We start from the raw sequence: 21,104 nt of genomic DNA, 5'->3' as shown, positions 1-21,104 counted from the left end.
GGTAGAAGTGAGCCTAATGCTACTCAACCAAACCGCAATGAGCAAAGTCTGGTTTACGTTCGGTTTAGTTGCGCGGGTTTATCATCGCCATTATTGCCACACAATCCTCAACGAGGGCGCTATAATTCGCGCCGTTTATATTCACTTACCGGAGATAGTTATGGACCCCGATCCCACTCCTCATCCTCGATGGAGCAACCTTTCTTTCCGGTAAGCCTGTTTAACACTGCTTTACCGGAAAGCGTAAAGCAGTGACGTCCTTGATGTCCCTGCCATAAAAATAACATGCCTGACAGGTAGGTTTTGCTACGCCCGTCGGCAACGCTGCGTTCGCTTTGGCGAGCGCGGAGGGACTGTTTATGCTGAAAAATTATACCCGGCAGCTGTTCGCGCAGCTTAGCCGCCATCTGCCACGTCGTTTAGTCCAGCGCGATCCGCTGCCGGATGCCCGCCATCTGGCGAGCAGCCCCATTCCTGAATCGCTTGGTCAGCATTGCCTGAACGTAGCGGCGATGGACGAGCAGGAGATCTGGCGCGCCTTTGACAGCCACCCTGAAGGGCTCAATGAAGGCGAAGTGGCGGCGAAAATCCTCAAACATGGTGACAACCAGATCCCGGCGCAGAAGCCCTCCCCGTGGTGGGTGCATCTGTGGACCTGCTATCGCAACCCGTTCAACCTGCTGCTGACCGTGCTCGGCATCGTCTCCTATTCCACCGAGGATCTGTTCGCCGCCGGGGTTATCGCCCTGATGGTGGGGATCTCGACGTTACTCAATTTCATCCAGGAGGCGCGCTCGACCAAAGCGGCGGATGCGCTGAAGGCGATGGTGAGCAATACCGCCACCGTGCTGCGGGTGGTCAACGAGCAGGGGGAGAGCCGCTGGCTGGAGCTGCCTATCGACCAGCTGGTGCCGGGGGACATTATCCGGTTGTCGGCGGGGGATATGATCCCGGCGGACCTGCGTATCCTGCAGGCGCGGGATTTATTCGTCGCCCAGGCCTCGCTGACCGGCGAATCGCTGCCGGTGGAGAAAGTGGCCCGCAGCCGCGATCCGCTGCAGCAGAACCCGCTGGAGTGCGACACCCTGTGCTTTATGGGCACCAACGTGGTGAGCGGCTCGGCGCAGGCCATCGTCTTCGCCACCGGCGGCCGCACCTGGTTTGGGCAGCTGGCCGGCCGCGTCAGCGAGCAGGAGAGTGAGCCGAACGCCTTTCAGAAAGGCATCAGCCGGGTCAGCATGCTGCTGATCCGCTTTATGCTGGTGATGGCCCCGGTGGTGCTGCTGATCAATGGCTACACCAAAGGCGACTGGTGGGAGGCGGCGCTGTTCGCGCTGTCGGTGGCGGTCGGCTTGACGCCGGAGATGCTGCCGATGATCGTCACTTCGACGCTGGCGCGCGGGGCGGTCAAGCTGTCGAAGCAGAAAGTTATCGTTAAGCACCTCGACGCCATTCAGAATTTCGGCGCGATGGACATCCTCTGCACCGATAAAACCGGCACCCTGACCCAGGATAAGATTGTGCTGGAAAACCATACCGACGTCTCCGGCAAGGTCAGCGAGCGGGTGCTGCATGCTGCCTGGCTCAACAGCCACTACCAGACCGGCCTGAAAAACCTGCTCGACACCGCAGTGCTGGACGGGGTTGAGCTGGATGCCGCCCGCGGGCTGGCGGAACGCTGGCAGAAGGTGGATGAGATCCCCTTCGACTTCGAACGCCGCCGCATGTCGGTGGTGGTGAAAGAGCAGGACGATGCGCATCAGCTGATCTGCAAAGGGGCGCTGCAGGAGATCCTCAACGTCTCGACCCAGGTGCGCTACAACGGCGAAATCGTACCGCTGGACGACACCATGCTGCGCCGTATCCGCCGGGTCACTGATACTCTGAACCGTCAGGGGCTGCGGGTGGTGGCGGTGGCGACCAAATACCTGCCGGCCCGTGAAGGCGACTATCAGCGCGCCGATGAGTCAGACCTGATCCTCGAAGGTTACATCGCCTTTCTCGATCCGCCGAAAGAGACCACCGCCCCGGCGTTGAAGGCGCTGAAGGCCAGCGGCATCACGGTGAAAATCCTTACCGGCGACAGCGAGCTGGTGGCGGCGAAGGTGTGTCATGAAGTAGGGCTGGATGCCGGCGAGGTGGTGATTGGCAGCCAGATCGAAGCCATGAGCGACGACGAACTGGCGGCGCTGGCCAAACGTACCACGCTGTTCGCCCGCCTGGCGCCGTTGCATAAAGAGCGCATCGTGACGCTGCTCAAGCGTGAAGGTCATGTGGTGGGCTTTATGGGCGACGGCATCAACGACGCCCCGGCGCTGCGCGCGGCGGACATCGGTATCTCGGTCGACGGCGCGGTGGATATTGCCCGCGAGGCGGCGGATATCATTCTGCTGGAAAAAAGCCTGATGGTGCTGGAGGAGGGAGTGATCGAGGGCCGCCGCACCTTCGCCAACATGCTTAAGTACATCAAAATGACCGCCAGCTCCAACTTCGGTAACGTCTTTAGCGTGCTGGTGGCCAGCGCCTTCCTGCCGTTTCTGCCGATGCTGCCGCTGCACCTGTTGATTCAGAACCTGCTGTACGATGTCTCCCAGGTGGCGATCCCGTTCGATAACGTCGATGATGAGCAGATCCGCAAACCGCAGCGCTGGAACCCGGCCGATCTCGGGCGCTTTATGGTCTTCTTCGGCCCGATCAGCTCGATTTTCGATATCCTCACCTTCGGCCTGATGTGGTGGGTGTTCCACGCCAATACCGTGGAGATGCAGACCCTGTTCCAGTCCGGCTGGTTTATCGAAGGGCTGCTGTCGCAAACACTGATCGTGCACATGATCCGCACCCGGCGCATTCCGTTCGTTCAGAGCCGCGCCGCCTGGCCGCTGTTCGCCATGACCCTGGTGGTGATGGCGGTGGGTATCGCGCTGCCGTTCTCGCCGCTGGCGGGCTATCTGCAGCTGCAGGCTCTGCCGCTGAGCTACTTCCCATGGCTGGTGGCGATCCTGGCGGGCTATATGGTGCTGACCCAGACCGTGAAGGGCTTCTACAGCCGCCGCTACGGCTGGCAGTGAAGGGCGCATTTTCGGATGAACCACGTAAAAAAGGCAGCCACTGGCTGCCTTTTTTCTTACCGACGATAGCGATCAGCGACGCACGGCGATGGCTTCGATCTCGATCTTCACGTCTTTCGGCAGACGAGCGACTTCAACGCAGGAGCGCGCCGGGAAGGTGGCATTATGCTCGGTGAAGAACGCTTCGTAGGTGGCGTTAACGGTAGCGAAATCGTTGAGATCTTTCACGAACACGGTGGTTTTCACGATATCGCCCACTTTCAGGCCTGCGGCTTCAACAATCGCTTTCACATTGTTCAGCGACTGGCGCGCCTGCGCGGACACGTCTTCCGGGACGCTGCCGGTTTTCGGGTCGACCGGGATCTGGCCAGAGGTGATGATCATGCTGCCCAGGTCAACGCCCTGAACGTAAGGGCCAATCGCTGCTGGTGCATTTTCCGTCGCAATAGTTTTGCTCATGTTATCTCCAGATGAACTGAGTAATGTTACGCAAAATCATTCAGGTTCCCGCCAGAGGACTGCGCTGTGCCGCCGGCGCAGACGCCGCCTGAAGGACGAAGCGTAGGGTGGTAGCCATTATAGGGAGGCCTACCACCAATACCAACCGCATTTAGTTGGCCAGCACCACATAATGAGAAAACTCTTTTTCACAGTATTTGCATTTGAGTGCGATATCATCGGCGCGTTTTTTCACTGCAAAACTGGAAGAAACGGGTTCAGCATGGCTGATACAGTTGCTGTTCGGGCAGACCAGCACGCTGTCAATGCGATCCGGCAGGCTCGGGCGGGATTTGCCCACCACTTCGTAATCATCAATGCGGTTTACCGTCGCCTGCGGAGCGTACAGCGACAGCTGATTAACCTGCTCGTCCGTCAGGAAGGTGTTCTCGATTTTAATTAAATCTTTACGGCCCATCTCGCCGGAGGGCAGGTTCAGGCCGATGGTGATGCGCTGGTCGGTTTCGGTCAGTTTGAACAGGGTGAGCAGCTTAAAGCCGACCTGCGCCGGGATATGGTCAATCACGGTGCCGCGTTTGATCGCTTCTACCTGCAGTTTATTGTCGTGTGTCATCTCTCATTCCCCCTTACAGTGCCAGCTCGCTATTCAGTACCAGTGCCAGTAACGCCTGGCGGGCGAAGATGCCGTTACCGGCCTGCTGGAAGTACCAGGCGTGCGGTGTTTTATCGACATCGGTGGTGATTTCGTCAATGCGCGGCAGCGGGTGCAGCACCTTCATGTTGGCGCGCGCCCCTTCGAGGTCGGCGGCGCGCAGGACGAACTGCGCTTTGACGTTGGCGTATTCCGACGGATCCAGACGCTCTTTCTGCACGCGGGTCATGTACAGAATATCCACTTCCGCCATTACGTCGTCGATGGCGCTATGCAGGCTCCAGGCGATACCTTTTTCATCCAGCATATCGAGGATGTATTGCGGCATGGCCAGCGCGTCCGGGGCGATGAAGTAGAAGCGGTTGCCGCTGAATTTGGCCAGCGCCTGGGTCAGGGAGTGGACGGTACGGCCATACTTCAGATCGCCGACCATCGCCACGTTGAGGTTTTCGAGGCGGCCCTGGGTCTCCTGAATGGTGAACAGGTCGAGCAGGGTCTGGGTCGGGTGCTGGTTAGCGCCGTCGCCGGCGTTCAGTACCGGCACGCCGCCGGAGAATTCGGTCGCCAGACGGGCGGCGCCCTCCTGCGGATGACGCATCACGATGGCGTCAACGTAGGTGCTGATGACGGAGATGGTATCCGCCAGCGTTTCCCCTTTTTTGCCCAGCGAGGTGTTGGCGCTGTCGGAAAAGCCGACCACGCTGGCGCCCAGGCGGTGCATCGAGGTTTCAAAAGAGAGGCGGGTACGGGTCGAGGCTTCAAAGAAACAGCTGGCGATAACCTTATGCTTCAGCAGCTCGGGTTGCGGATTGGCTTTCAGCTTTGCCGCCGTCGCCAGCACCAGTTCGAGGTCTTCGCGGCTGAGATCGTTTATGGAAATGATATGTTTTTGATATAGCGGGTTAGCCATGCTTATCTCCTGACGCCTGGGCAAAAAAAAAGCCCCTTAAATAAGGGGCTTCGGGAATCCAATGAGCAACGGAAAGAAAAACGGCAGGCCAGCGTCTGCGTTCAGACGCGCTAAGACAGAATGTCGTACGCAATTGGCCATGCTTCCTCCCGGCAAAACGACTGGCATTATACGCAGACCGTTATGACGATCAAGCGATTCATTCACAAACAGGTAATCGTTTGCCTGTCGAAAAGTGCGCCAGCGCAAAGAACCGTGAAACTGTACTGGTATGGCAGCGGTGATGGGGGTATAAAACAAAGAAATGAAATGCTGTTTTATATTTGAGGTAAGCAATGATTATTGGCAATATCCACCATCTGCAGCCGTGGCTGCCTGCCGCGCTGCGCGAGGCTATCGAACAAGTTATCGCTCAGGTCAGCGAGGCGACGCCGCTGGGTAAGCACGATATCGACGGTAACAATTTGTTTTATCTGATTTCTGAAGACACCACCGAGCCGCAGGCCGCACGCCGCGCGGAATACCATGCTCGCTACCTTGATATCCAGATTGTGCTCCGCGGCAGCGAGGGGATGACCTTCAGCACCTTGCCGCCAGGAGAGCCGCAGACCGACTGGCTGGCGGAGAAAGACATCGCTTTCCTTGCCGAAGGCCAGCAGGAGAAAACGGTGATCCTTAACGAAGGGGACTTTGTCGTGTTTTATCCCGGCGAAGTGCATAAACCGCTGTGCGCCGTAGGCGCCCCGGCGAAGGTGCGCAAAGCGGTGGTGAAGATACTGATGGCGTCGTAAATGGCGAGCCGAATCCCGGATGAACGCCGTGCCATCCGGGATGCGAGCGCCAGCGAGGGACTATTTGCTCAGCGTCGCCACCATCACCGCTTTGATGGTGTGCATCCGGTTTTCCGCCTGGTCGAAGACCACGCTCGCCGCCGACTCAAACACCTCGTCAGTCACCTCCATGCCGCCGTGCAGGCCGTAATCGGCAGCCATCTGTTTGCCCAGCGTGGTCTGGTCGTCGTGGAACGCCGGCAGACAGTGGAGGAACTTGACCTGCGGATTGCCGGTCAGCGCCAGCATCGCGCTGTTAACCTGATAATCGCGCAGCAGGGCGATACGTTCGGCCCATTTTTCCTTCGCCTCGCCCATTGAGACCCAGACGTCGGTATAGATAAAATCGGCGCCTTTCACCCCCGCGGCGATATCTTCCGTCAGGGTGATGTTGCCGCCCTGCTGTTTGGCCAGCGCGGTGCAGGTTTCCACCAGCGCGGCCTCCGGCCAGCAGGCCGATGGCGCCACCAGGCGCAGATCCAGACCGGTCAGCGCCGCGGCTTCCAGCATCGAATTGCCCATGTTGTTGCGCGCGTCGCCGGCGTAGACCAGCGTCATCTGGTTGAAGGCTTTGCCCGGCAGGTGCTCTTTCATGGTCAGCAGATCCGCCAGCAGCTGGGTGGGGTGGAACTCGTTGGTGAGGCCGTTCCACACCGGCACGCCGGCGTATTGCGCCAGGGTCTCCACCACTTCCTGGCCGTGGCCGCGGTACTGAATGCCATCGTACATCCGCCCGAGCACGCGGGCGGTGTCTTTGATCGACTCTTTATGGCCAATCTGGCTGCCGCTTGGCCCCAGATAGGTCACGCGGGCGCCCTGATCGTATGCGGCAACTTCGAAAGAGCATCGTGTACGGGTTGAGTCTTTTTCGAAGATGAGCGCGATGTTTTTCCCTGCCAGTTTCTGGACTTCGATACCGTTTTTCTTATCGGCTTTCAGCTTTGCCGCCAGCTCGAGCAGGGCGGTGATTTCTGCAGGCGTGAAATCGAGTAACTTTAAAAAATGCTTCTGGTAAAACGCAGACATGGTTCCCTCACCTGGCATAGGCCACTAATTGAATTAAAATTCAATTTATATGTATGAATATTCATTTGCAAGTCTGTGATCGAAATCTTTCACTGAGAAGTGGAGGCAATGACGGCGGTATGTGACAATAGGGATAACTGCCGCACATTATGAGGAACGAGCCATGGCAAACCCGGAACACCTGGAAGAACAGCGTGAAGAGACGCGTCTGATTATCGAAGAGCTGCTGGAAGATGGCAGCGATCCGGACGCACTGTACACGATTGAGCATCACCTCTCTGCAGACGATTTCGAAACCCTGGAGAAAGTGGCGGTGGAAGCGTTTAAGCTGGGCTACGAAGTGACCGAGCCTGAAGAGCTGGAAGTGGAAGAGGGTGACATGGTCATCTGCTGCGATATTCTGAGCGAATGCGCGCTGAACGCAGACCTGATCGATGCCCAGGTGGAACAGCTGATGACGCTGGCAGAAAAATATGACGTCGAGTATGACGGTTGGGGCACCTATTATGAGGACCCGAACGGTGAAGACGGCGACGACGATGACGAAGAGTATGTCGATGAAGACGACGATGGTGTTCGCCACTAAGTCGCAGATGTTGTAGATGGATACGGCGGCGCCTGCCGCCGTATAGCAAGGAACTTTCATGGATTACCCGCAGATTCTTTCCCCGATTATCAACTTCCTGCACTGCCCGACGCCGCAGGCGTGGATTGACGAAGCCCGCAAGCCGGAAAACCTGCCGCTGCTACTGACCGACCATATGGTGTGCGAGCTGAAAGCGGCGCAGAACGCCATGCTGCTGGTGCGTCGCTACGTCGCGGATAAAGCTGACGCCGACGAATTGTTGGCCTGCCTGAAGCCGTACGAAGACTTCACCTACCGCCGGGGGCCGGAACCGGATTTTGTCGCTCTGCATAAACGGATCAACAAAAGCGCCATGCCGCAGACCGACGACCCGTGGGGCCGCCAGCTACTGGACAGCATGATTTTATTGATTAAAGAGGAACTACATCACTTCTGGCAGGTGCGGGAGATGATGCTGGCGCGCGATATCCCCTACGTCAAAATTACCGCCAGCAACTATGCCCGTGGCCTGCGGCGCGAAGTACGCTCGCATGAGCCGGTGATGCTGATCGATAAGCTGATCTGTGGTGCCTATATCGAGGCCCGCTCCTGCGAACGCTTTGCCGCCCTGGCGCCGTGGCTGGACGACGATCTGCAGAAATTTTATCTATCGCTGCTGCGCTCCGAGGCGCGTCACTATCAGGACTACCTGGATCTGGCGCAGAAGATTGCCGGAGAAGATATCAGCGCGCGGGTGCACCAGCTTGGCGAGGCGGAAGCGGCGCTGATCCTCAGGCCGGAGGCCGAGTTCCGCTTCCACAGCGGCGTGCCTCTGGCGGCGTAACCCAAGGTATTCGGGCCCTGTAGCCCCGGTTGCCACTAACATCGGCAGTTTCAGTAGCTATGGGGAGAGAGATAGCGTTGAGAGCTTCAGCTCGCAATGGTGCGGGCCGTAGGTCGGGTAAGGCATTAGCCGCCACCCGACAAAAAAACGGCACCGTGTGCACGGGTAAGGTGTCAGCGGTGCCATTCGGGACATACCCGGCTCGCGCTACGCTTAGCCGGGCTACCGAACTGTAGCCCCGGTAAGCGTAGCGCTACCGGGGACGCCTGCGATATCGAGGCGCTACAGCGTTTTCAGCATCCGCACTTCACAGTCCACGTGGCCGGTGCAGCCCAGCGGCCCGTCAATGTGCTCGAAGCCAAGATGTTCATATAAGCCGATCGCCTCCGTCAGGAAGGCGGTGGTTTCCAGATAGCAGCGCTTAAACCCTTGTTCGCGGGCGTAGTCCAGCGCCAGCAGCGCCAGCTTCTTCGCCAGCCCCTGGCCGCGGGCGCTGGTCATAAAATACATTTTCTGCAGCTCGCAGATATCCGGCTCGCTGCAGGCGAGCGGCGCGACGCCGCCGCCGCCAACCACTTCCCCCTCTTGCTCCACCACCCAGTAGGCGGAGCCCGGCTGGCTGTACAGCTCATACAGCTCATCGAGATTCGGGTCGGCGACCGTATAGCCTTTATCGGCAGTCAGGCCATATTCAGCCGAGACCTGGCGGATGACCCTGGCGATGGCGGCATTGTCTGCCGCCGTAATGCGACGCAGCAACGTCGCCGCGGGGACGCTCGTATTCATACAATGACTCATTACCCAAAAAAGACGAATGATGATGTTAATAACATCGCGGCAGGGGAAAGCGCAAGCGAGGATGTTTCATAAAAAATGCCCCTTGCCGGGTGGCAAGGGGCGGGAGGATCACAGCGCGGCGATCACCGCCTGCTGTTCAATCAGCTTCGCTTTCGCTTCCGCGTAGCCTTCCAGCTTCTCGCGCTCTTTAGCGATCACCGCTTCCGGCGCGCGGGCGACAAAGCCTTCGTTGGCCAGCTTGCTCTCGATGCGGCCAATTTCACCTTCGATTTTGGCCACTTCTTTCGCCAGACGTGCCAGTTCATCTTCTTTATTGATGAGGCCCGCCATCGGGATCAGCAGCTCGGCGCCGTCGATAATCTTGGTCACCGAGACCGGACCTTTATCATCGGCAGGCAGCACGGTAATACTTTCCAGACGCGCCAGGTTCAGCAGGAAGCTGCGGTTGTCGTTCACACGACGCTCGGCCTCTTTGCTGCAGCCGCGCAGCAGCAGTTCCAGTGGTTTGCCCGGCGCGATGTTCATTTCCGCACGGATGTTACGCACGGCGACGATCGCCTGCTTCAGCCATTCGGTGTCGGCCAGCGCTGCGTCATCCACCTGAGATGCATCGTACTGCGGGAACGGCTGCAGCATGATGGTGTCGGCGGTGATACCGCAGATCGCTTTCACGCGCTGCCAGATGGTCTCGGTAATGAACGGAATGATCGGATGCGCCAGGCGCAGCAGACCTTCCAGCACGGTCACCAGCGTATGGCGAGTCCCGCGCAGCTCCGCTTCGCTGCCACCGTTCATCACCGGCTTGGTCAGCTCCAGGTACCAGTCGCAGAACTGGTTCCAGGTGAACTCGTACAGGATGCCGGCGGCGATATCGAAGCGGAAGTTATCCAGCGCTTCGCGATACGCTTTCACGGTGTGGTTGAATTCCGCGATGATCCAGCGGTCGGCCAGGGAGAGCACCATTTCACCACCGTTGAAGCCGCAATCCTGATCTTCGGTGTTCATCAGCACGAAGCGGCTGGCGTTCCACAGCTTGTTACAGAAGTTACGGTAACCTTCCAGACGCTTCATATCCCAGTTGATGTCGCGGCCGGTAGAGGCCAGCGCCGCCAGGGTGAAGCGCAGGGCGTCGGTGCCGTGCGGCTCGATGCCGTTCGGGAACTGTTTCTCGGTGCGCTTGCGGATTTTCTCCGCCAGCTGCGGCTGCATCATGTTGCCGGTACGTTTTTCCAGCAGCTCCGGCAGGGTGATGCCGTCAACCATATCCAGCGGGTCAATGACGTTACCCTTGGACTTGGACATCTTCTGGCCTTCGTCATCGCGGATCAGACCGGTCATGTAGACGGTCTTAAACGGAACCTGCGGTTTACCGTTTTCATCTTTGATGAAGTGCATGGTCATCATGATCATGCGGGCGATCCAGAAGAAGATGATATCGAAGCCGGACACCATCACGCTGGTCGGGTGGAACTGACGCAGGGCGTCGGTGTTTTCCGGCCAGCCGAGGGTGGAGAAGGTCCACAGCGCGGAGGAGAACCAGGTATCGAGAACGTCTTCATCCTGACGCAGGGCAACATCGGCGCTCAGGTTGTTTTCCTGACGCACTTCGTCTTCGCTACGGCCTACGTAGACGTTGCCGTCGTTGTCATACCATGCCGGGATGCGGTGACCCCACCACAGCTGACGGGAGATACACCAGTCCTGAATATCGCGCATCCAGGAGAAGTACATGTTTTCGTACTGCTTCGGCACGAACTGAATGTCGCCATTCTCAACGGCTTCGACTGCTGGCTTGGCCAGCACGTCCGCGCGCACGTACCACTGGTCCGTCAGCATCGGCTCGATCACCACGCCGCCGCGATCGCCGTAAGGGACGGTCAGGTCGTGCGGTTTGATCTCTTCCAGCAGGCCGAGGGCGTCAACCGCCGCAACGACGGCTTTACGCGCCGCGAAGCGTTCCAGTTTCTGGAACTCTGCCGGGATCTCGCTGGAGTAGACGTCGGATTCGTTACCTTTGGTGTCGTACACTTCCGCGCTTTCACGGATGTCGCCGTCAAAGGTGAGGATGTTGATCATCGGCAGCTGGTGACGACGACCCACTTCGTAGTCGTTAAAGTCGTGCGCCGGGGTGATCTTCACGCAGCCGGTGCCTTTTTCCATGTCGGCGTGCTCGTCGCCCACGATCGGGATGCGACGGTTAACCAGCGGCAGCACCACGAATTTGCCAATCAGATCTTTGTAACGCGGATCTTCCGGGTTAACGGCCACGCCGGTATCGCCCAGCAGGGTTTCCGGACGGGTGGTGGCGACCACCAGGTAATCTTTACCATCAGCGGTTTTCGCGCCATCGGCCAGCGGGTAGCGGATGTGCCACATGGAACCTTTCGATTCGCGGTTTTCCACTTCGAGGTCGGAAATGGCGGTGCGCAGTTTCGGATCCCAGTTAACCAGGCGTTTGCCGCGGTAGATCAGGTCTTCTTTGTACAGGCGAACAAAGACTTCTTTCACGGCATTGGAAAGCCCCTCGTCCATGGTGAAGCGCTCGCGCTCCCAGTCCACGGAGTTGCCGAGACGGCGCATCTGACGGGTAATGGTGCCGCCGGATTCCGCTTTCCACTGCCAGATTTTGTCGATAAAGGCGTCGCGGCCGTAGTCGTGGCGGGTTTTACCTTCTTCAGCGGCAATCTTACGCTCAACCACCATCTGGGTAGCGATACCTGCGTGGTCGGTACCGGCCTGCCACAGGGTGTTTTTGCCCTGCATGCGCTGGTAGCGAATCATGGTATCCATGATGGTTTGCTGGAAGGCATGACCCATATGCAAACTGCCGGTGACGTTCGGCGGCGGGATCATGATGCAGAAGCTCTCCTGGCTTTCATCACCATTCGGTTTGAAATAGCCCTGCTTTTCCCAGTGCTCGTAAAGCGGCTGTTCGATATCTTGTGGGTTGTATGTCTTTTCCATTATTTCCAGGTTGCCGTGTTCAGGTTGAAACCAGCCATGCGGTACGCCTTATAGCGTTCGCGCGCCAGTTGTTTCAGATTGTCTTCGTAAGGGACAAAGTCTATCACTTCTGTGAAAGCGGTGGCAAAATCTGCAAAGTTTAGCCGCAGGCTGATAAGAATATCCCGCGGGCTGCTGTTGCGCTTTTGCGGCCAGGCAATCTCTACCGGCGCGCCGCCTCTCGGGCCTTCGCCCGCCAGATTATGCGGCACAAAGCTCTCCGGCGGTCTTGCCCATAACGCTTCATCCAGACGGATAGCCTGCTGTTCATCTTCGCAGGCGATCAGGACGCGCTTGCCGTTGCGCCAACGTTCTGCGGCAATGTCACACACCAGCTGCTCGACGGCGCTCAGGCCGTCGACGGTGTCTTCGTTGTCCAGAAGGTAGAACGTTGCATTCTTCATATATGGGGCTTCTTGTCGTGGATTTAAATGCAAAGCCGGGTGGCGCTACGCTTACCCGGCCTACAAACGGCATCTTTCCGTAGGCCCGGTAAGCGTAGCGCCACCGGGCATCAGACGGCAATCACTCTTCGCCGTTAAAACCCGCACGATTGAGCAGGAACTGCGACAGCAGCGCCACCGGACGACCGGTGGCGCCTTTGGCCTTACCGGAACGCCAGGCGGTACCGGCGATGTCGAGGTGCGCCCAGTTGTACTTACGGGTAAAGCGCGACAGGAAGCAGCCGGCGGTAATTGCGCCGCCAGGACGACCGCCGATGTTCGCCATATCGGCAAAATTGGACTCCAGCTGATCCTGGAACTCGTCGGCCAGCGGCAAACGCCACGCGCGGTCGCCCGCCAGTTCGGAGGCGCCGATCAGCTCATGGGCCAGCGGGTTATGGTTCGACATCAGGCCGGTGATGTGATGGCCGAGGGCAATCACGCAGGCCCCGGTCAGCGTCGCCACGTCGATAACCGCTTCCGGCTCGAAGCGCTCAACGTAGGTCAGGACGTCGCACAGCACCAGGCGGCCTTCGGCGTCGGTGTTCAGCACTTCCACCGTCTGGCCGGACATAGTGGTCAGGACGTCACCCGGACGATAGGCGCGGCCGCCAGGCATGTTTTCACAGCCCGCCAACACGCCGATCACGTTCAGCGGCAGCTGCAGTTCGGCAACCATCCGCATCACGCCGTACACCGCCGCCGCGCCGCACATGTCGTACTTCATTTCGTCCATGCCTTCGGCAGGCTTGATGGAGATACCGCCGGAGTCGAAGGTCAGGCCTTTACCGACCAGTACGATAGGGCGCGCGTCTTCAGCCGGGTTACCTTTATATTCGATGACCGACATCAGCGACTCGTTCTGCGACCCATTGCCGACGGCGAGGTAGGCGTTCATCCCCAGCTCGCGCATCTGCTGTTCGCCGATCACCCGGGTAATGACGTTTTTGCTGTAGGTGTCGGCCAGCTGGCGCGCCTGAGAGGCCAGATAGGCGGCGTTACAGATATTCGGCGGCATATTGCCAAGATCCTTCGCCGCTTTGATGCCGGCGGCAATCGCCAGGCCATGCTGAATGGCGCGTTCGCCGCTGGTCAGTTCACGACGGGTCGGCACGTTAAAGACCATTTTACGCAGCGGGCGACGCGGCTCGCTTTTGTTGGTCTTCAGCTGGTCGAAGCTGTACAGCGTCTCTTTGGCGGTTTCAACGGCCTGGCGAACTTTCCAGTAGTTGTTACGGCCTTTGACGTGCAGTTCGGTCAGGAAACAGACCGCTTCCATTGAGCCGGTATCATTCAGGGTATTGATGGTTTTCTGGATGACCTGCTTATACTGACGCTCATCCAGCTCGCGCTCTTTGCCGCAGCCAATCAGCAGAATGCGCTCAGACAGAATGTTTGGCACATGGTGCAGCAATAACGTCTGGCCAGGTTTGCCTTCCAGCTCGCCGCGACGCAGCAGGGCGCTGATGTAGCCGTCGCTGATTTTATCGAGTTGTTCGGCGATGGGGGAGAGGCGACGTGGTTCAAAGACGCCGACCACGATACAGGCGCTCCGCTGCTTCTCCGGGCTACCGCTTTTTACACTGAACTCCATGCACTATGCTCCTGAATCTTAAAGACAACAGTGGTGGCTACGGCTATACTCGTCGCCTTTCAAGTTGCAGATGCGCCGGCTGCGCCTGCTTACCCTGACGTGGCACATTGTGCGCGCCAGGGGCCACAGCCCTGCTGCCTTCTTACAACTCGAAATCCATTGAGTATATAATTGCAAGCTTTCGTAACTCATATCCGCTGTTGCGGTGACTTCGTGTTAATCTTAACGTTATTAAGGCCTGGGTTCGTCAGAAAAGATCCTGACATGCAGAACCGATGAGTCATTTAATCTTAGCGACGTTTTCGACGACCAAAGAGAATAAATGACGTTTAAGCCATGAAACAAGCAATTTTCCTGCACTAAAACGGGTTTTTACGGGCGTATTTATAGTGATAATCATAAGATATCTGGTTCGTGAGACGCTGAAAAGCCAGTTGGCGATCCTATTCATCCTGTTACTGATTTTCTTTTGTCAGAAATTAGTCAGGATCCTCGGCGCCGCGGTGGATGGCGATATCCCAACCAATCTGGTGCTCTCGCTGTTGGGGCTCGGCATCCCGGAGATGGCGCAGCTTATCCTGCCGTTAAGTCTATTCCTTGGCCTGCTGATGACCCTCGGCAAGCTGTACACCGAAAGTGAAATTACGGTGATGCACGCCTGCGGCCTGAGCAAAGCCGTACTGATCAAGGCGGCGATGATCCTCGCGCTGTTCACCGGCGCGGTGGCGGCGGTCAACGTTATGTGGGCGGGGCCGTGGTCGTCGCGCCATCAGGACGAAGTGCTGGCCGAAGCTAAAGCTAATCCCGGTATGGCGGCGCTGGCCCAGGGCCAGTTCCAGCAGGCCAGCGATGGTAACGCGGTGATGTTTATCGAAAGCGTCAACGGCAACCGCTTCCATGACGTCTTCCTTGCTCAGCTGCGTCCGAAAGGCAATGCGCGCCCCTCGGTGGTGGTGGCGGATTCCGGCGAGCTGTCGCAGCAGAAAGACGGCTCGCAGGTGGTGACCCTCAACAAGGGCACCCGCTTTGAAGGCACCGCGATGCTGCGCGATTTCCGCATCACCGACTTCAATAACTATCAGGCTATTATCGGCCACCAGGCGGTGAGCGCCGATCCGGACGACACCGAACAGATGGATATGCGCACCTTGTGGCAAACCCACACCGACCGCGCGCGCGCCGAACTGCACTGGCGCTTCACGCTGGTGGCGACGGTCTTCATTATGGCGCTGATGGTGGTGCCGCTCAGCGTGGTGAACCCGCGTCAGGGCCGCGTGCTGTCGATGCTGCCGGCGATGCTGCTTTACCTGGTGTTTTTCCTGCTGCAGACGTCGATTAAGTCGAACGGCGGCAAAGGCAAAATGGACCCGGCTATCTGGATGTGGGCGATTAACTTGCTCTATTTTGCGCTGGCGGTGCTGTTAAACCTGTGGGATACGGTGCCGATGCGCCGCTTCCGCGCCCGTTTTAATAAAGGAGCGGCCTGATGCAGGCGTTTGGCGTACTTGACCGTTATATCGGTAAGACGATTTTCAACACCATCATGATGACCCTGTTCATGCTGGTGTCGCTCTCCGGCATTATCAAGTTTGTCGATCAGCTGAAAAAGTCCGGGCAGGGCAGCTACGATGCGCTGGGAGCTGGTCTCTACACCATCCTCAGCGTGCCGAAGGACATCCAGATCTTCTTCCCGATGGCGGCGCTGCTTGGCGCGCTGCTGGGGCTGGGGATGCTGGCCCAGCGCAGCGAACTGGTGGTGATGCAGGCATCCGGTTTCACCCGGCTGCAGGTAGCGCTGGCGGTAATGAAAACCGCGATCCCGCTGGTGCTGCTGACCATGGCCATCGGCGAATGGGTGGCGCCGCAGGGCGAACAGATGGCGCGCAACTACCGTGCCCAGCAGATGTACGGCGGCTCGCTACTTTCCACCCAACAGGGGCTATGGGCGAAAGATGGCCATAACTTTGTCTATATCGAACGGGTGAAAGGCAACGATGAGCTTGGGGGCGTCAGCATTTATGCCTTCAACCCGGAGCGTCGTTTACAGTCGGTGCGCTATGCCGCTTCGGCAAAATTCGATAGCGAAAATAAAGTGTGGCGTCTGTCGCAGGTGGATGAATCCGACCTGACCGATCCAAAGCAGGTGACCGGGTCGCAGATGGTGAGCGGCACCTGGAAAACCAACCTGACGCCGGATAAGCTCGGTGTGGTTGCCCTGGATCCGGATGCGCTGTCGATCAGCGGGCTGCACAACTATGTGAAATACCTGAAGTCCAGCGGCCAGGATCCGGGACGCTACCAGCTCAATATGTGGAGCAAAATCTTCCAGCCGCTGTCGGTGGCGGTGATGATGCTGATGGCGCTGTCGTTTATCTTTGGCCCGCTGCGTAGCGTGCCGATGGGCGTGCGGGTGGTGACGGGGATTAGCTTCGGCTTTATCTTCTACGTACTCGACCAGATTTTCGGCCCGCTGACCCTGGTCTACGGCATCCCGCCGATCATCGGCGCGCTGTTGCCGAGCGCCAGCTTCTTCCTGATAAGCCTCTGGCTGATGATGCGCAAGGCCTAGCGGGTAAGCCTGAAACGTAAGCCCCCTCAGTGATGAGGGGGCTTTTTTTAGCGCTTGCGTCCGCCCAGCAGGCTGCCCAGCATGCCGCGGACGATCTGATTGGTGACCTGGCGAACCGCGCTTTTCGCTGCGGTCTGCACGATACCGTCGCGTTTACCGCCGCGCGGGCCGGTGCTGCCGAACAGGATATCTTTCAGGCCGCCGAGCAGCCCGTCGTCATCGCCGCTCTGCTGGCCCTTCGCCGGCGGGGCCGACTGCTGCCCGGTGGCGACCTGCACCTCTTGCTGCAGCATTTCGAAGGCCGACTCGCGGTCCACCTCCTCCTCATACTTGCCGTACAGCGGCGAGTGGTTCAGCAGACCATTGCGCTCGTCATCGCTGACCGGCCCCATTCGCGAGCAGGGGACGATAACCATCGCCCGCTCGACCACCGACGGGCTGCCTTTCTCATCGAGGAAGGAGATCAGCGCCTCGCCGGTGCCCAGCTCCTGGATCGCCTGCTCGGTACTGAAAGCCGGATTGGCGCGCATGGTCTGGGCGGCGGTTTTCACCGCCTTCTGGTCCTTTGGCGTAAAGGCGCGCAGGGCATGCTGTACGCGGTTGCCCAACTGGCCGAGCACCGCGTCGGGAATATCCGCCGGGTTCTGCGAGACAAAGTAGACGCCGACGCCCTTGGAGCGGATAAGGCGGATCACCTGCTCGATTTTATCCAGCAGTACCTGCGGCGCGTCGTTGAACAGCAGATGTGCCTCATCGAAGAAAAACACCAGTTTGGGCTTGTCGAGATCGCCCGCCTCCGGCAGACGCTCGTAAAGCTCGGAAAGCATCCACAGCAGGCTGGCGGCGTAGAGCTTCGGCATCTGGTAGAGCTTTTCGGCGCTGAGGATATTGATCACCCCTTTACCAGTGGCATCGACGCGCATCCAGTCGGCGATATCCAGCATCGGCTCGCCGAAGAAGTGCTCGGCGCCCTGTTGCTCCAGGGTCAACAGCCCGCGCTGGATGGCGCCGATCGAGGCGCTGCTGATATTGCCGTACTGGTTCTGGAACGATTTGGCGTTGTCGCCAATAAACTGGGTGATGGCGCGGAGGTCTTTGAAGTCGAGCAGTAGCAGGCCGCGGTCGTCCGCGATGCGGAAAATAATGTTCAGTACGCCACTCTGCACCTCGTTGAGATTGAGCAGGCGCGCCAGCAGCAGAGGGCCGAGATCGGAGACCGTCGCCCGCACCGGGTGGCCCTTCTCGCCAAAAATATCCCAGAGCACTACCGGGTTGGCGTGCGGCTCCCAGTCGCTGACGCCGATCTTCTCCAGCCGCGCCTGCAGTTTTTCTGAGCTCTGCCCCGCGGCGGCAATGCCGGTCAGGTCGCCCTTGACGTCGGCCATAAATACCGGCACGCCAATCTCCGAGAACGACTCAGCCAGCTTCTGCAGGGTGACGGTTTTACCGGTGCCGGTCGCACCGGTGATCAACCCATGGCGGTTGGCCATCGCGGGCAGCAAATACAGCGCGTTATCCAGCGTGCGCGCAATCAACAGGGGTGAGCTCATGATCGATTCCTCCATTTATCCTGCGACGATTATAGGCAACCTCGTCGTCCGGCGTTGGGGAAATCGTCACGCGTCGCGCACGCTGTCCAGAACAGGCCTCAGGCGCAGTGGCGTTGAATAAGCGCGATGCTCTGCTCAATTTCGCGCTCGATATCCGCTTCGCTCCACTGCGCCAGCTCGGGCGCGAAGGGCTCAAAAGCGTACACCCCCTGATAGCCGCGGGCTTCCAGCGCTTTAACCTGCTCGCAGGTGCCGAGACGATCCTGTGGGGTCAGCATGATGCGCTCGGCATCGGTGAGCCGCTCGCGCGGACGGGGATCGTCCACCCCAGAGAGGTGGACCAGCCCGATGTCCGCTATCTCCACCTGGCTGAACTCCTCCGCCGCCTGCGGGTAGAGATGGTGATGGAAGGTGTCGATCAGCAGCTTAAACGGCACGCGGGCGTCGTGGATCAGCGTCTGCGCCTGGTGTGCAGAACGCAGCGAGCTTTGCAGGAAGCCCAGCGGCTCCACCAGGCCGTGGATGCCGTAGAAGGCGAATAGCGGCGCCAGGTCGCGCAGGGCGCCCAGGGTGTCGCTGGCCGGCACCTCGCTGCCGTCGTTGAGCGGACAGAGCACCAGCGATTTGGCGCCGATGGCCTGGGCCTCTTTCAGCAGCGACTCGGTCAACTGCCGCACCTCTTCGCTACGACGATTAAAGGGGTAGACCGCGTTAATCGTCAGGATCTCGATGTGGTAGCGCGCCGCCAGCTCGCGCACCTGCTGATGGCTCAGATCGTCGGTCACTTTTCCGCTGGGTAAATCGTTGCGCAGCTCGACCTTATTCAGGCCCAGACGGTTCACCAGCCGGAAAAACGCTTCAATGCTGAGCGCTGGCGCGATTTTGCGGTTAATACAAAAACGTTGCATTGCGATGGCCATAGGACACTCCTGACGGAAGAGGGGGTAGGTTCGTTCAATTGGCTAACAGTCAAAACGTTTATTCCAAAATTAGCAAGAATGGAAATGATGAATGTTTGAGCTGTCTCGCAAAATATCACCGGCCCCGACTGCCGGGGCGACAGCGGCGGGAAGCCTGGTGTCGTGAGGGAGTGAAGCGCGATGCGGGAAGCGCACAGGCGAACGGACAGCGCAAAATGCGACTGTTATCACCAAAATGGAATTTCATTTCACATCAATGTTGAAATATAAATTTCATTTTACTACGGTTATAGCACAGCAGAATCAGCGACGGGCCGGTGTGTTGGCCCCCCTTCACTATGAGGCGAGAACATGACGATCACAGGAAACTTTATTGGCGGGAAAACTGTTATCAGCAGCAGCAACGAAACGATGCCGGTGTACGATCCGGCGACGGGCAAAGCGGTGCGCGAAGTCACGGTGTCGACCGCGCAGGAAGTCTCCGAGGCGATTCAGGTTGCTCGCGATGCGTTTGACAGCTGGTCCCGTACCACGCCGCTGCGCCGCGCCCGCGTGCTGTTCAACTTCAAAATGTTGCTGGAGCAGCACGTGGAAGAGCTGGCCGGGATCATCGTCAGTGAGCACGGTAAAGTGTGGTCGGATGCGCTGGGCGAGCTGACCCGCGGCATGGAAGTGGTCGAATTCGCCTGCGGGATCCCGCACCTGATTAAAGGCGAATACTCCTCTGACGTCGGCACCGGCGTCGACAGCTACTCGCTGATGCAGCCCCTGGGCGTGGTGGCAGGGATCACCCCGTTTAACTTCCCGGCGATGGTGCCGATGTGGATGTTCCCGCTGGCGCTGGCCTGCGGCAACAGTTTCGTCCTCAAGCCGCCCGCGCTGGCGCCGACGGCCGCCGTGCGTCTGGCAGAGCTGCTGAAAGAGGCCGGTCTGCCGGACGGCGTGTTTAACGTCGTGCACTGCAGCAATGAAGATGCCGAGCAGCTGTACACTGACCCGCGTATTGCGGCGGTGAGCTTCGTCGGCTCCTCCGGCGTGGCGGAGTATATCTATAAGACCGCCAGCGCCCACGGCAAGCGCGTGCAGGCCTTCGGCGCCGCCAAAAACCACGCGATTGTGATGCCGGATGCCGATCTCGACGCTACCGTTAACGCCATTATGGGCGGCGCTTTTGGCTCCGCAGGCGAGCGCTGCATGGCGCTGCCGGTGGTGGTGGCGGTGGGAGATGAAACCGCCGACAAACTGATCGCCCGCCTGAAGCCGCTGGTGGAAGCGCTGAAAGTAGGTCCGGGCTGCATGCGTGGCCAGGAAGAGAACGAGATGGGACCGGTGGTGTCTGATACCCACCAGAAAAAAGTGCTCGGCTATATTGATAAAGGCGAAAGCGAAGGGGCAAAACTGGTGGTCGATGGCCGCAAACTGCGCGTGCCGGGTTACGACGCGGGCTACTATGTCGGCGGCACCCTGTTCGATCACGTCACCCCGGAGATGACCATCTGGCGCGAAGAGATCTTTGGCCCGGTGCTGGGGATTGTGCGCGCGGCGGATTATGACAGCGCTCTGGAGCTGGTCAACAGCCACGAATTTGGCAACGGCAGCGCCGTTTTCACCAGCAACGGCCACACCGCGCGTGAATTCGTCCACGATGTGCAGGCGGGGATGGTTGGGGTGAACGTGCCGGTCCCGGTGCCGATGGCATTCCACAGCTTTGGCGGCTGGAAGCGCTCGGTGTTTGGCGCGTTGAACGTCCACGGGCCGGACGGCGTGCGCTTCTACACGCGCATGAAGACCGCCACCGTACGCTGGCCGGCAGGGCAGCAGACCGTATCTGAATTCAGCATGCCGACATTAGGTTAATCGGCGAAGGAGAGCG

Annotated in this window: 21 protein-coding genes; 8 read left to right on the top strand and 13 right to left on the bottom strand. The window is 59.0% G+C overall.

Going from position 1 to position 21,104, the window contains the following annotated elements:
* The first annotated feature begins 16 nt into the window (after positions 1-16).
* Together mgtL and mgtA are read left to right on the top strand one after the other, a co-directional pair.
* The gene (mgtL, locus tag LGL98_RS26365; protein WP_071592589.1) at positions 17-214 is read left to right on the top strand and encodes a mgtA regulatory leader peptide MgtL; all 198 of its coding nucleotides are present in this window, start codon (positions 17-19) and stop codon (positions 212-214) included.
* 145 nt (positions 215-359) lie between these two features.
* Positions 360-3,068, top strand: coding sequence for a magnesium-translocating P-type ATPase (gene mgtA, locus LGL98_RS22400; RefSeq protein ID WP_136030892.1), 2,709 nt, complete (start codon positions 360-362; stop codon positions 3,066-3,068).
* Between the two features lie 72 nt (positions 3,069-3,140).
* On the opposite strand, the gene ridA is transcribed toward mgtA, so the two are convergent.
* The 5 genes from ridA to LGL98_RS22380 form a co-directional block, all read right to left on the bottom strand.
* Positions 3,141-3,527 carry a 2-iminobutanoate/2-iminopropanoate deaminase gene (ridA, locus tag LGL98_RS22395; protein WP_136030890.1) on the bottom strand — a complete coding sequence of 129 codons (387 nt, stop codon included), beginning with the start codon at positions 3,525-3,527 and terminating at the stop codon, positions 3,141-3,143.
* Between the two features lie 151 nt (positions 3,528-3,678).
* Positions 3,679-4,140 (bottom strand): aspartate carbamoyltransferase regulatory subunit, encoded by a 462-nt coding sequence (gene pyrI / locus LGL98_RS22390; protein ID WP_002886927.1) that lies wholly within the window; start codon positions 4,138-4,140, stop codon positions 3,679-3,681.
* A 13-nt stretch (positions 4,141-4,153) separates the two neighbouring features.
* The gene (gene pyrB, locus LGL98_RS22385; protein ID WP_004206522.1) at positions 4,154-5,089 is read right to left on the bottom strand and encodes an aspartate carbamoyltransferase; all 936 of its coding nucleotides are present in this window, start codon (positions 5,087-5,089) and stop codon (positions 4,154-4,156) included.
* A 2-nt stretch (positions 5,090-5,091) separates the two neighbouring features.
* Positions 5,092-5,151: a pyrBI operon leader peptide gene (locus tag LGL98_RS26235; protein ID WP_227650304.1), complete on the bottom strand. Its 60-nt coding sequence runs from the start codon at positions 5,149-5,151 to the stop codon at positions 5,092-5,094.
* Entirely contained in the window at positions 5,126-5,230 is a 105-nt protein-coding gene (locus tag LGL98_RS22380; protein WP_002886930.1) for a pyrBI operon leader peptide, read from the bottom strand. Before LGL98_RS22380 ends, LGL98_RS26235 begins: the two co-directional genes overlap by 26 nt.
* Before the next feature lie 194 nt (positions 5,231-5,424).
* Between LGL98_RS22380 and LGL98_RS22375 the strand changes: the two genes are divergently transcribed.
* Positions 5,425-5,880, top strand: a complete 456-nt coding sequence (locus LGL98_RS22375) for a YhcH/YjgK/YiaL family protein (protein ID WP_136030888.1) — start codon at positions 5,425-5,427, stop codon at positions 5,878-5,880.
* 60 nt (positions 5,881-5,940) lie between these two features.
* Here the strand turns inward: LGL98_RS22375 and argF are convergent, their stop codons facing one another.
* Together argF and argL are read right to left on the bottom strand one after the other, a co-directional pair.
* Positions 5,941-6,945 (bottom strand): ornithine carbamoyltransferase, encoded by a 1,005-nt coding sequence (argF, locus tag LGL98_RS22370; protein ID WP_004178387.1) that lies wholly within the window; start codon positions 6,943-6,945, stop codon positions 5,941-5,943.
* Positions 6,915-7,010, bottom strand: coding sequence for a putative translational regulatory protein ArgL (gene argL, locus LGL98_RS26360; RefSeq protein ID WP_370736902.1), 96 nt, complete (start codon positions 7,008-7,010; stop codon positions 6,915-6,917). The genes argF and argL overlap by 31 nt, the downstream gene beginning before the upstream one ends.
* Before the next feature lie 98 nt (positions 7,011-7,108).
* Between argL and rraB the strand changes: the two genes are divergently transcribed.
* Positions 7,109-7,531, top strand: a complete 423-nt coding sequence (rraB, locus tag LGL98_RS22365; RefSeq protein ID WP_002886947.1) for a ribonuclease E inhibitor RraB — start codon at positions 7,109-7,111, stop codon at positions 7,529-7,531.
* A gap of 58 nt (positions 7,532-7,589) precedes the next feature.
* Complete coding sequence (miaE, locus tag LGL98_RS22360) at positions 7,590-8,354, top strand: tRNA isopentenyl-2-thiomethyl-A-37 hydroxylase MiaE (protein WP_136030885.1); 765 nt, start codon at positions 7,590-7,592, stop codon at positions 8,352-8,354.
* 282 nt (positions 8,355-8,636) lie between these two features.
* Here the strand turns inward: miaE and LGL98_RS22355 are convergent, their stop codons facing one another.
* The 4 genes from LGL98_RS22355 to pepA all read right to left on the bottom strand — a co-directional run bounded on the left by LGL98_RS22355 (position 8,637) and on the right by pepA (position 14,192).
* The gene (locus LGL98_RS22355) at positions 8,637-9,140 is read right to left on the bottom strand and encodes a GNAT family N-acetyltransferase (protein WP_004152275.1); all 504 of its coding nucleotides are present in this window, start codon (positions 9,138-9,140) and stop codon (positions 8,637-8,639) included.
* Positions 9,141-9,260: 120 nt separating this feature from the next.
* Entirely contained in the window at positions 9,261-12,116 is a 2,856-nt protein-coding gene (locus LGL98_RS22350) for a valine--tRNA ligase (RefSeq protein WP_136030883.1), read from the bottom strand.
* Positions 12,116-12,559 (bottom strand): DNA polymerase III subunit chi, encoded by a 444-nt coding sequence (gene holC, locus LGL98_RS22345; protein ID WP_136030881.1) that lies wholly within the window; start codon positions 12,557-12,559, stop codon positions 12,116-12,118. Before holC ends, LGL98_RS22350 begins: the two co-directional genes overlap by 1 nt.
* Before the next feature lie 121 nt (positions 12,560-12,680).
* The gene (gene pepA / locus LGL98_RS22340) at positions 12,681-14,192 is read right to left on the bottom strand and encodes a leucyl aminopeptidase (RefSeq protein ID WP_002886954.1); all 1,512 of its coding nucleotides are present in this window, start codon (positions 14,190-14,192) and stop codon (positions 12,681-12,683) included.
* 389 nt (positions 14,193-14,581) lie between these two features.
* Between pepA and lptF the strand changes: the two genes are divergently transcribed.
* Positions 14,582-15,679 carry an LPS export ABC transporter permease LptF gene (gene lptF / locus LGL98_RS22335; RefSeq protein ID WP_110202611.1) on the top strand — a complete coding sequence of 366 codons (1,098 nt, stop codon included), beginning with the start codon at positions 14,582-14,584 and terminating at the stop codon, positions 15,677-15,679.
* Positions 15,679-16,761 carry an LPS export ABC transporter permease LptG gene (lptG, locus tag LGL98_RS22330; protein ID WP_002886956.1) on the top strand — a complete coding sequence of 361 codons (1,083 nt, stop codon included), beginning with the start codon at positions 15,679-15,681 and terminating at the stop codon, positions 16,759-16,761. The genes lptF and lptG overlap by 1 nt, the downstream gene beginning before the upstream one ends.
* A gap of 47 nt (positions 16,762-16,808) precedes the next feature.
* Here the strand turns inward: lptG and LGL98_RS22325 are convergent, their stop codons facing one another.
* Both LGL98_RS22325 and LGL98_RS22320 read right to left on the bottom strand, forming a co-directional pair.
* Positions 16,809-18,311 (bottom strand): helicase HerA-like C-terminal domain-containing protein, encoded by a 1,503-nt coding sequence (locus LGL98_RS22325; RefSeq protein WP_136030879.1) that lies wholly within the window; start codon positions 18,309-18,311, stop codon positions 16,809-16,811.
* 98 nt (positions 18,312-18,409) lie between these two features.
* Positions 18,410-19,231, bottom strand: a complete 822-nt coding sequence (locus LGL98_RS22320; RefSeq protein WP_136030877.1) for a TIM barrel protein — start codon at positions 19,229-19,231, stop codon at positions 18,410-18,412.
* 351 nt (positions 19,232-19,582) lie between these two features.
* Here LGL98_RS22320 and LGL98_RS22315 point away from each other — a divergent pair, with 351 nt between their 5' ends.
* Positions 19,583-21,088: a CoA-acylating methylmalonate-semialdehyde dehydrogenase gene (locus LGL98_RS22315; RefSeq protein ID WP_004146794.1), complete on the top strand. Its 1,506-nt coding sequence runs from the start codon at positions 19,583-19,585 to the stop codon at positions 21,086-21,088.
* Positions 21,089-21,104: the final 16 nt, after the last annotated feature.

The sequence above is a fragment of the Klebsiella africana genome (assembly GCF_020526085.1).
GTDB lineage: Bacteria > Pseudomonadota > Gammaproteobacteria > Enterobacterales > Enterobacteriaceae > Klebsiella > Klebsiella africana.
This window is presented reverse-complemented; position numbering and strand designations above follow the sequence as displayed.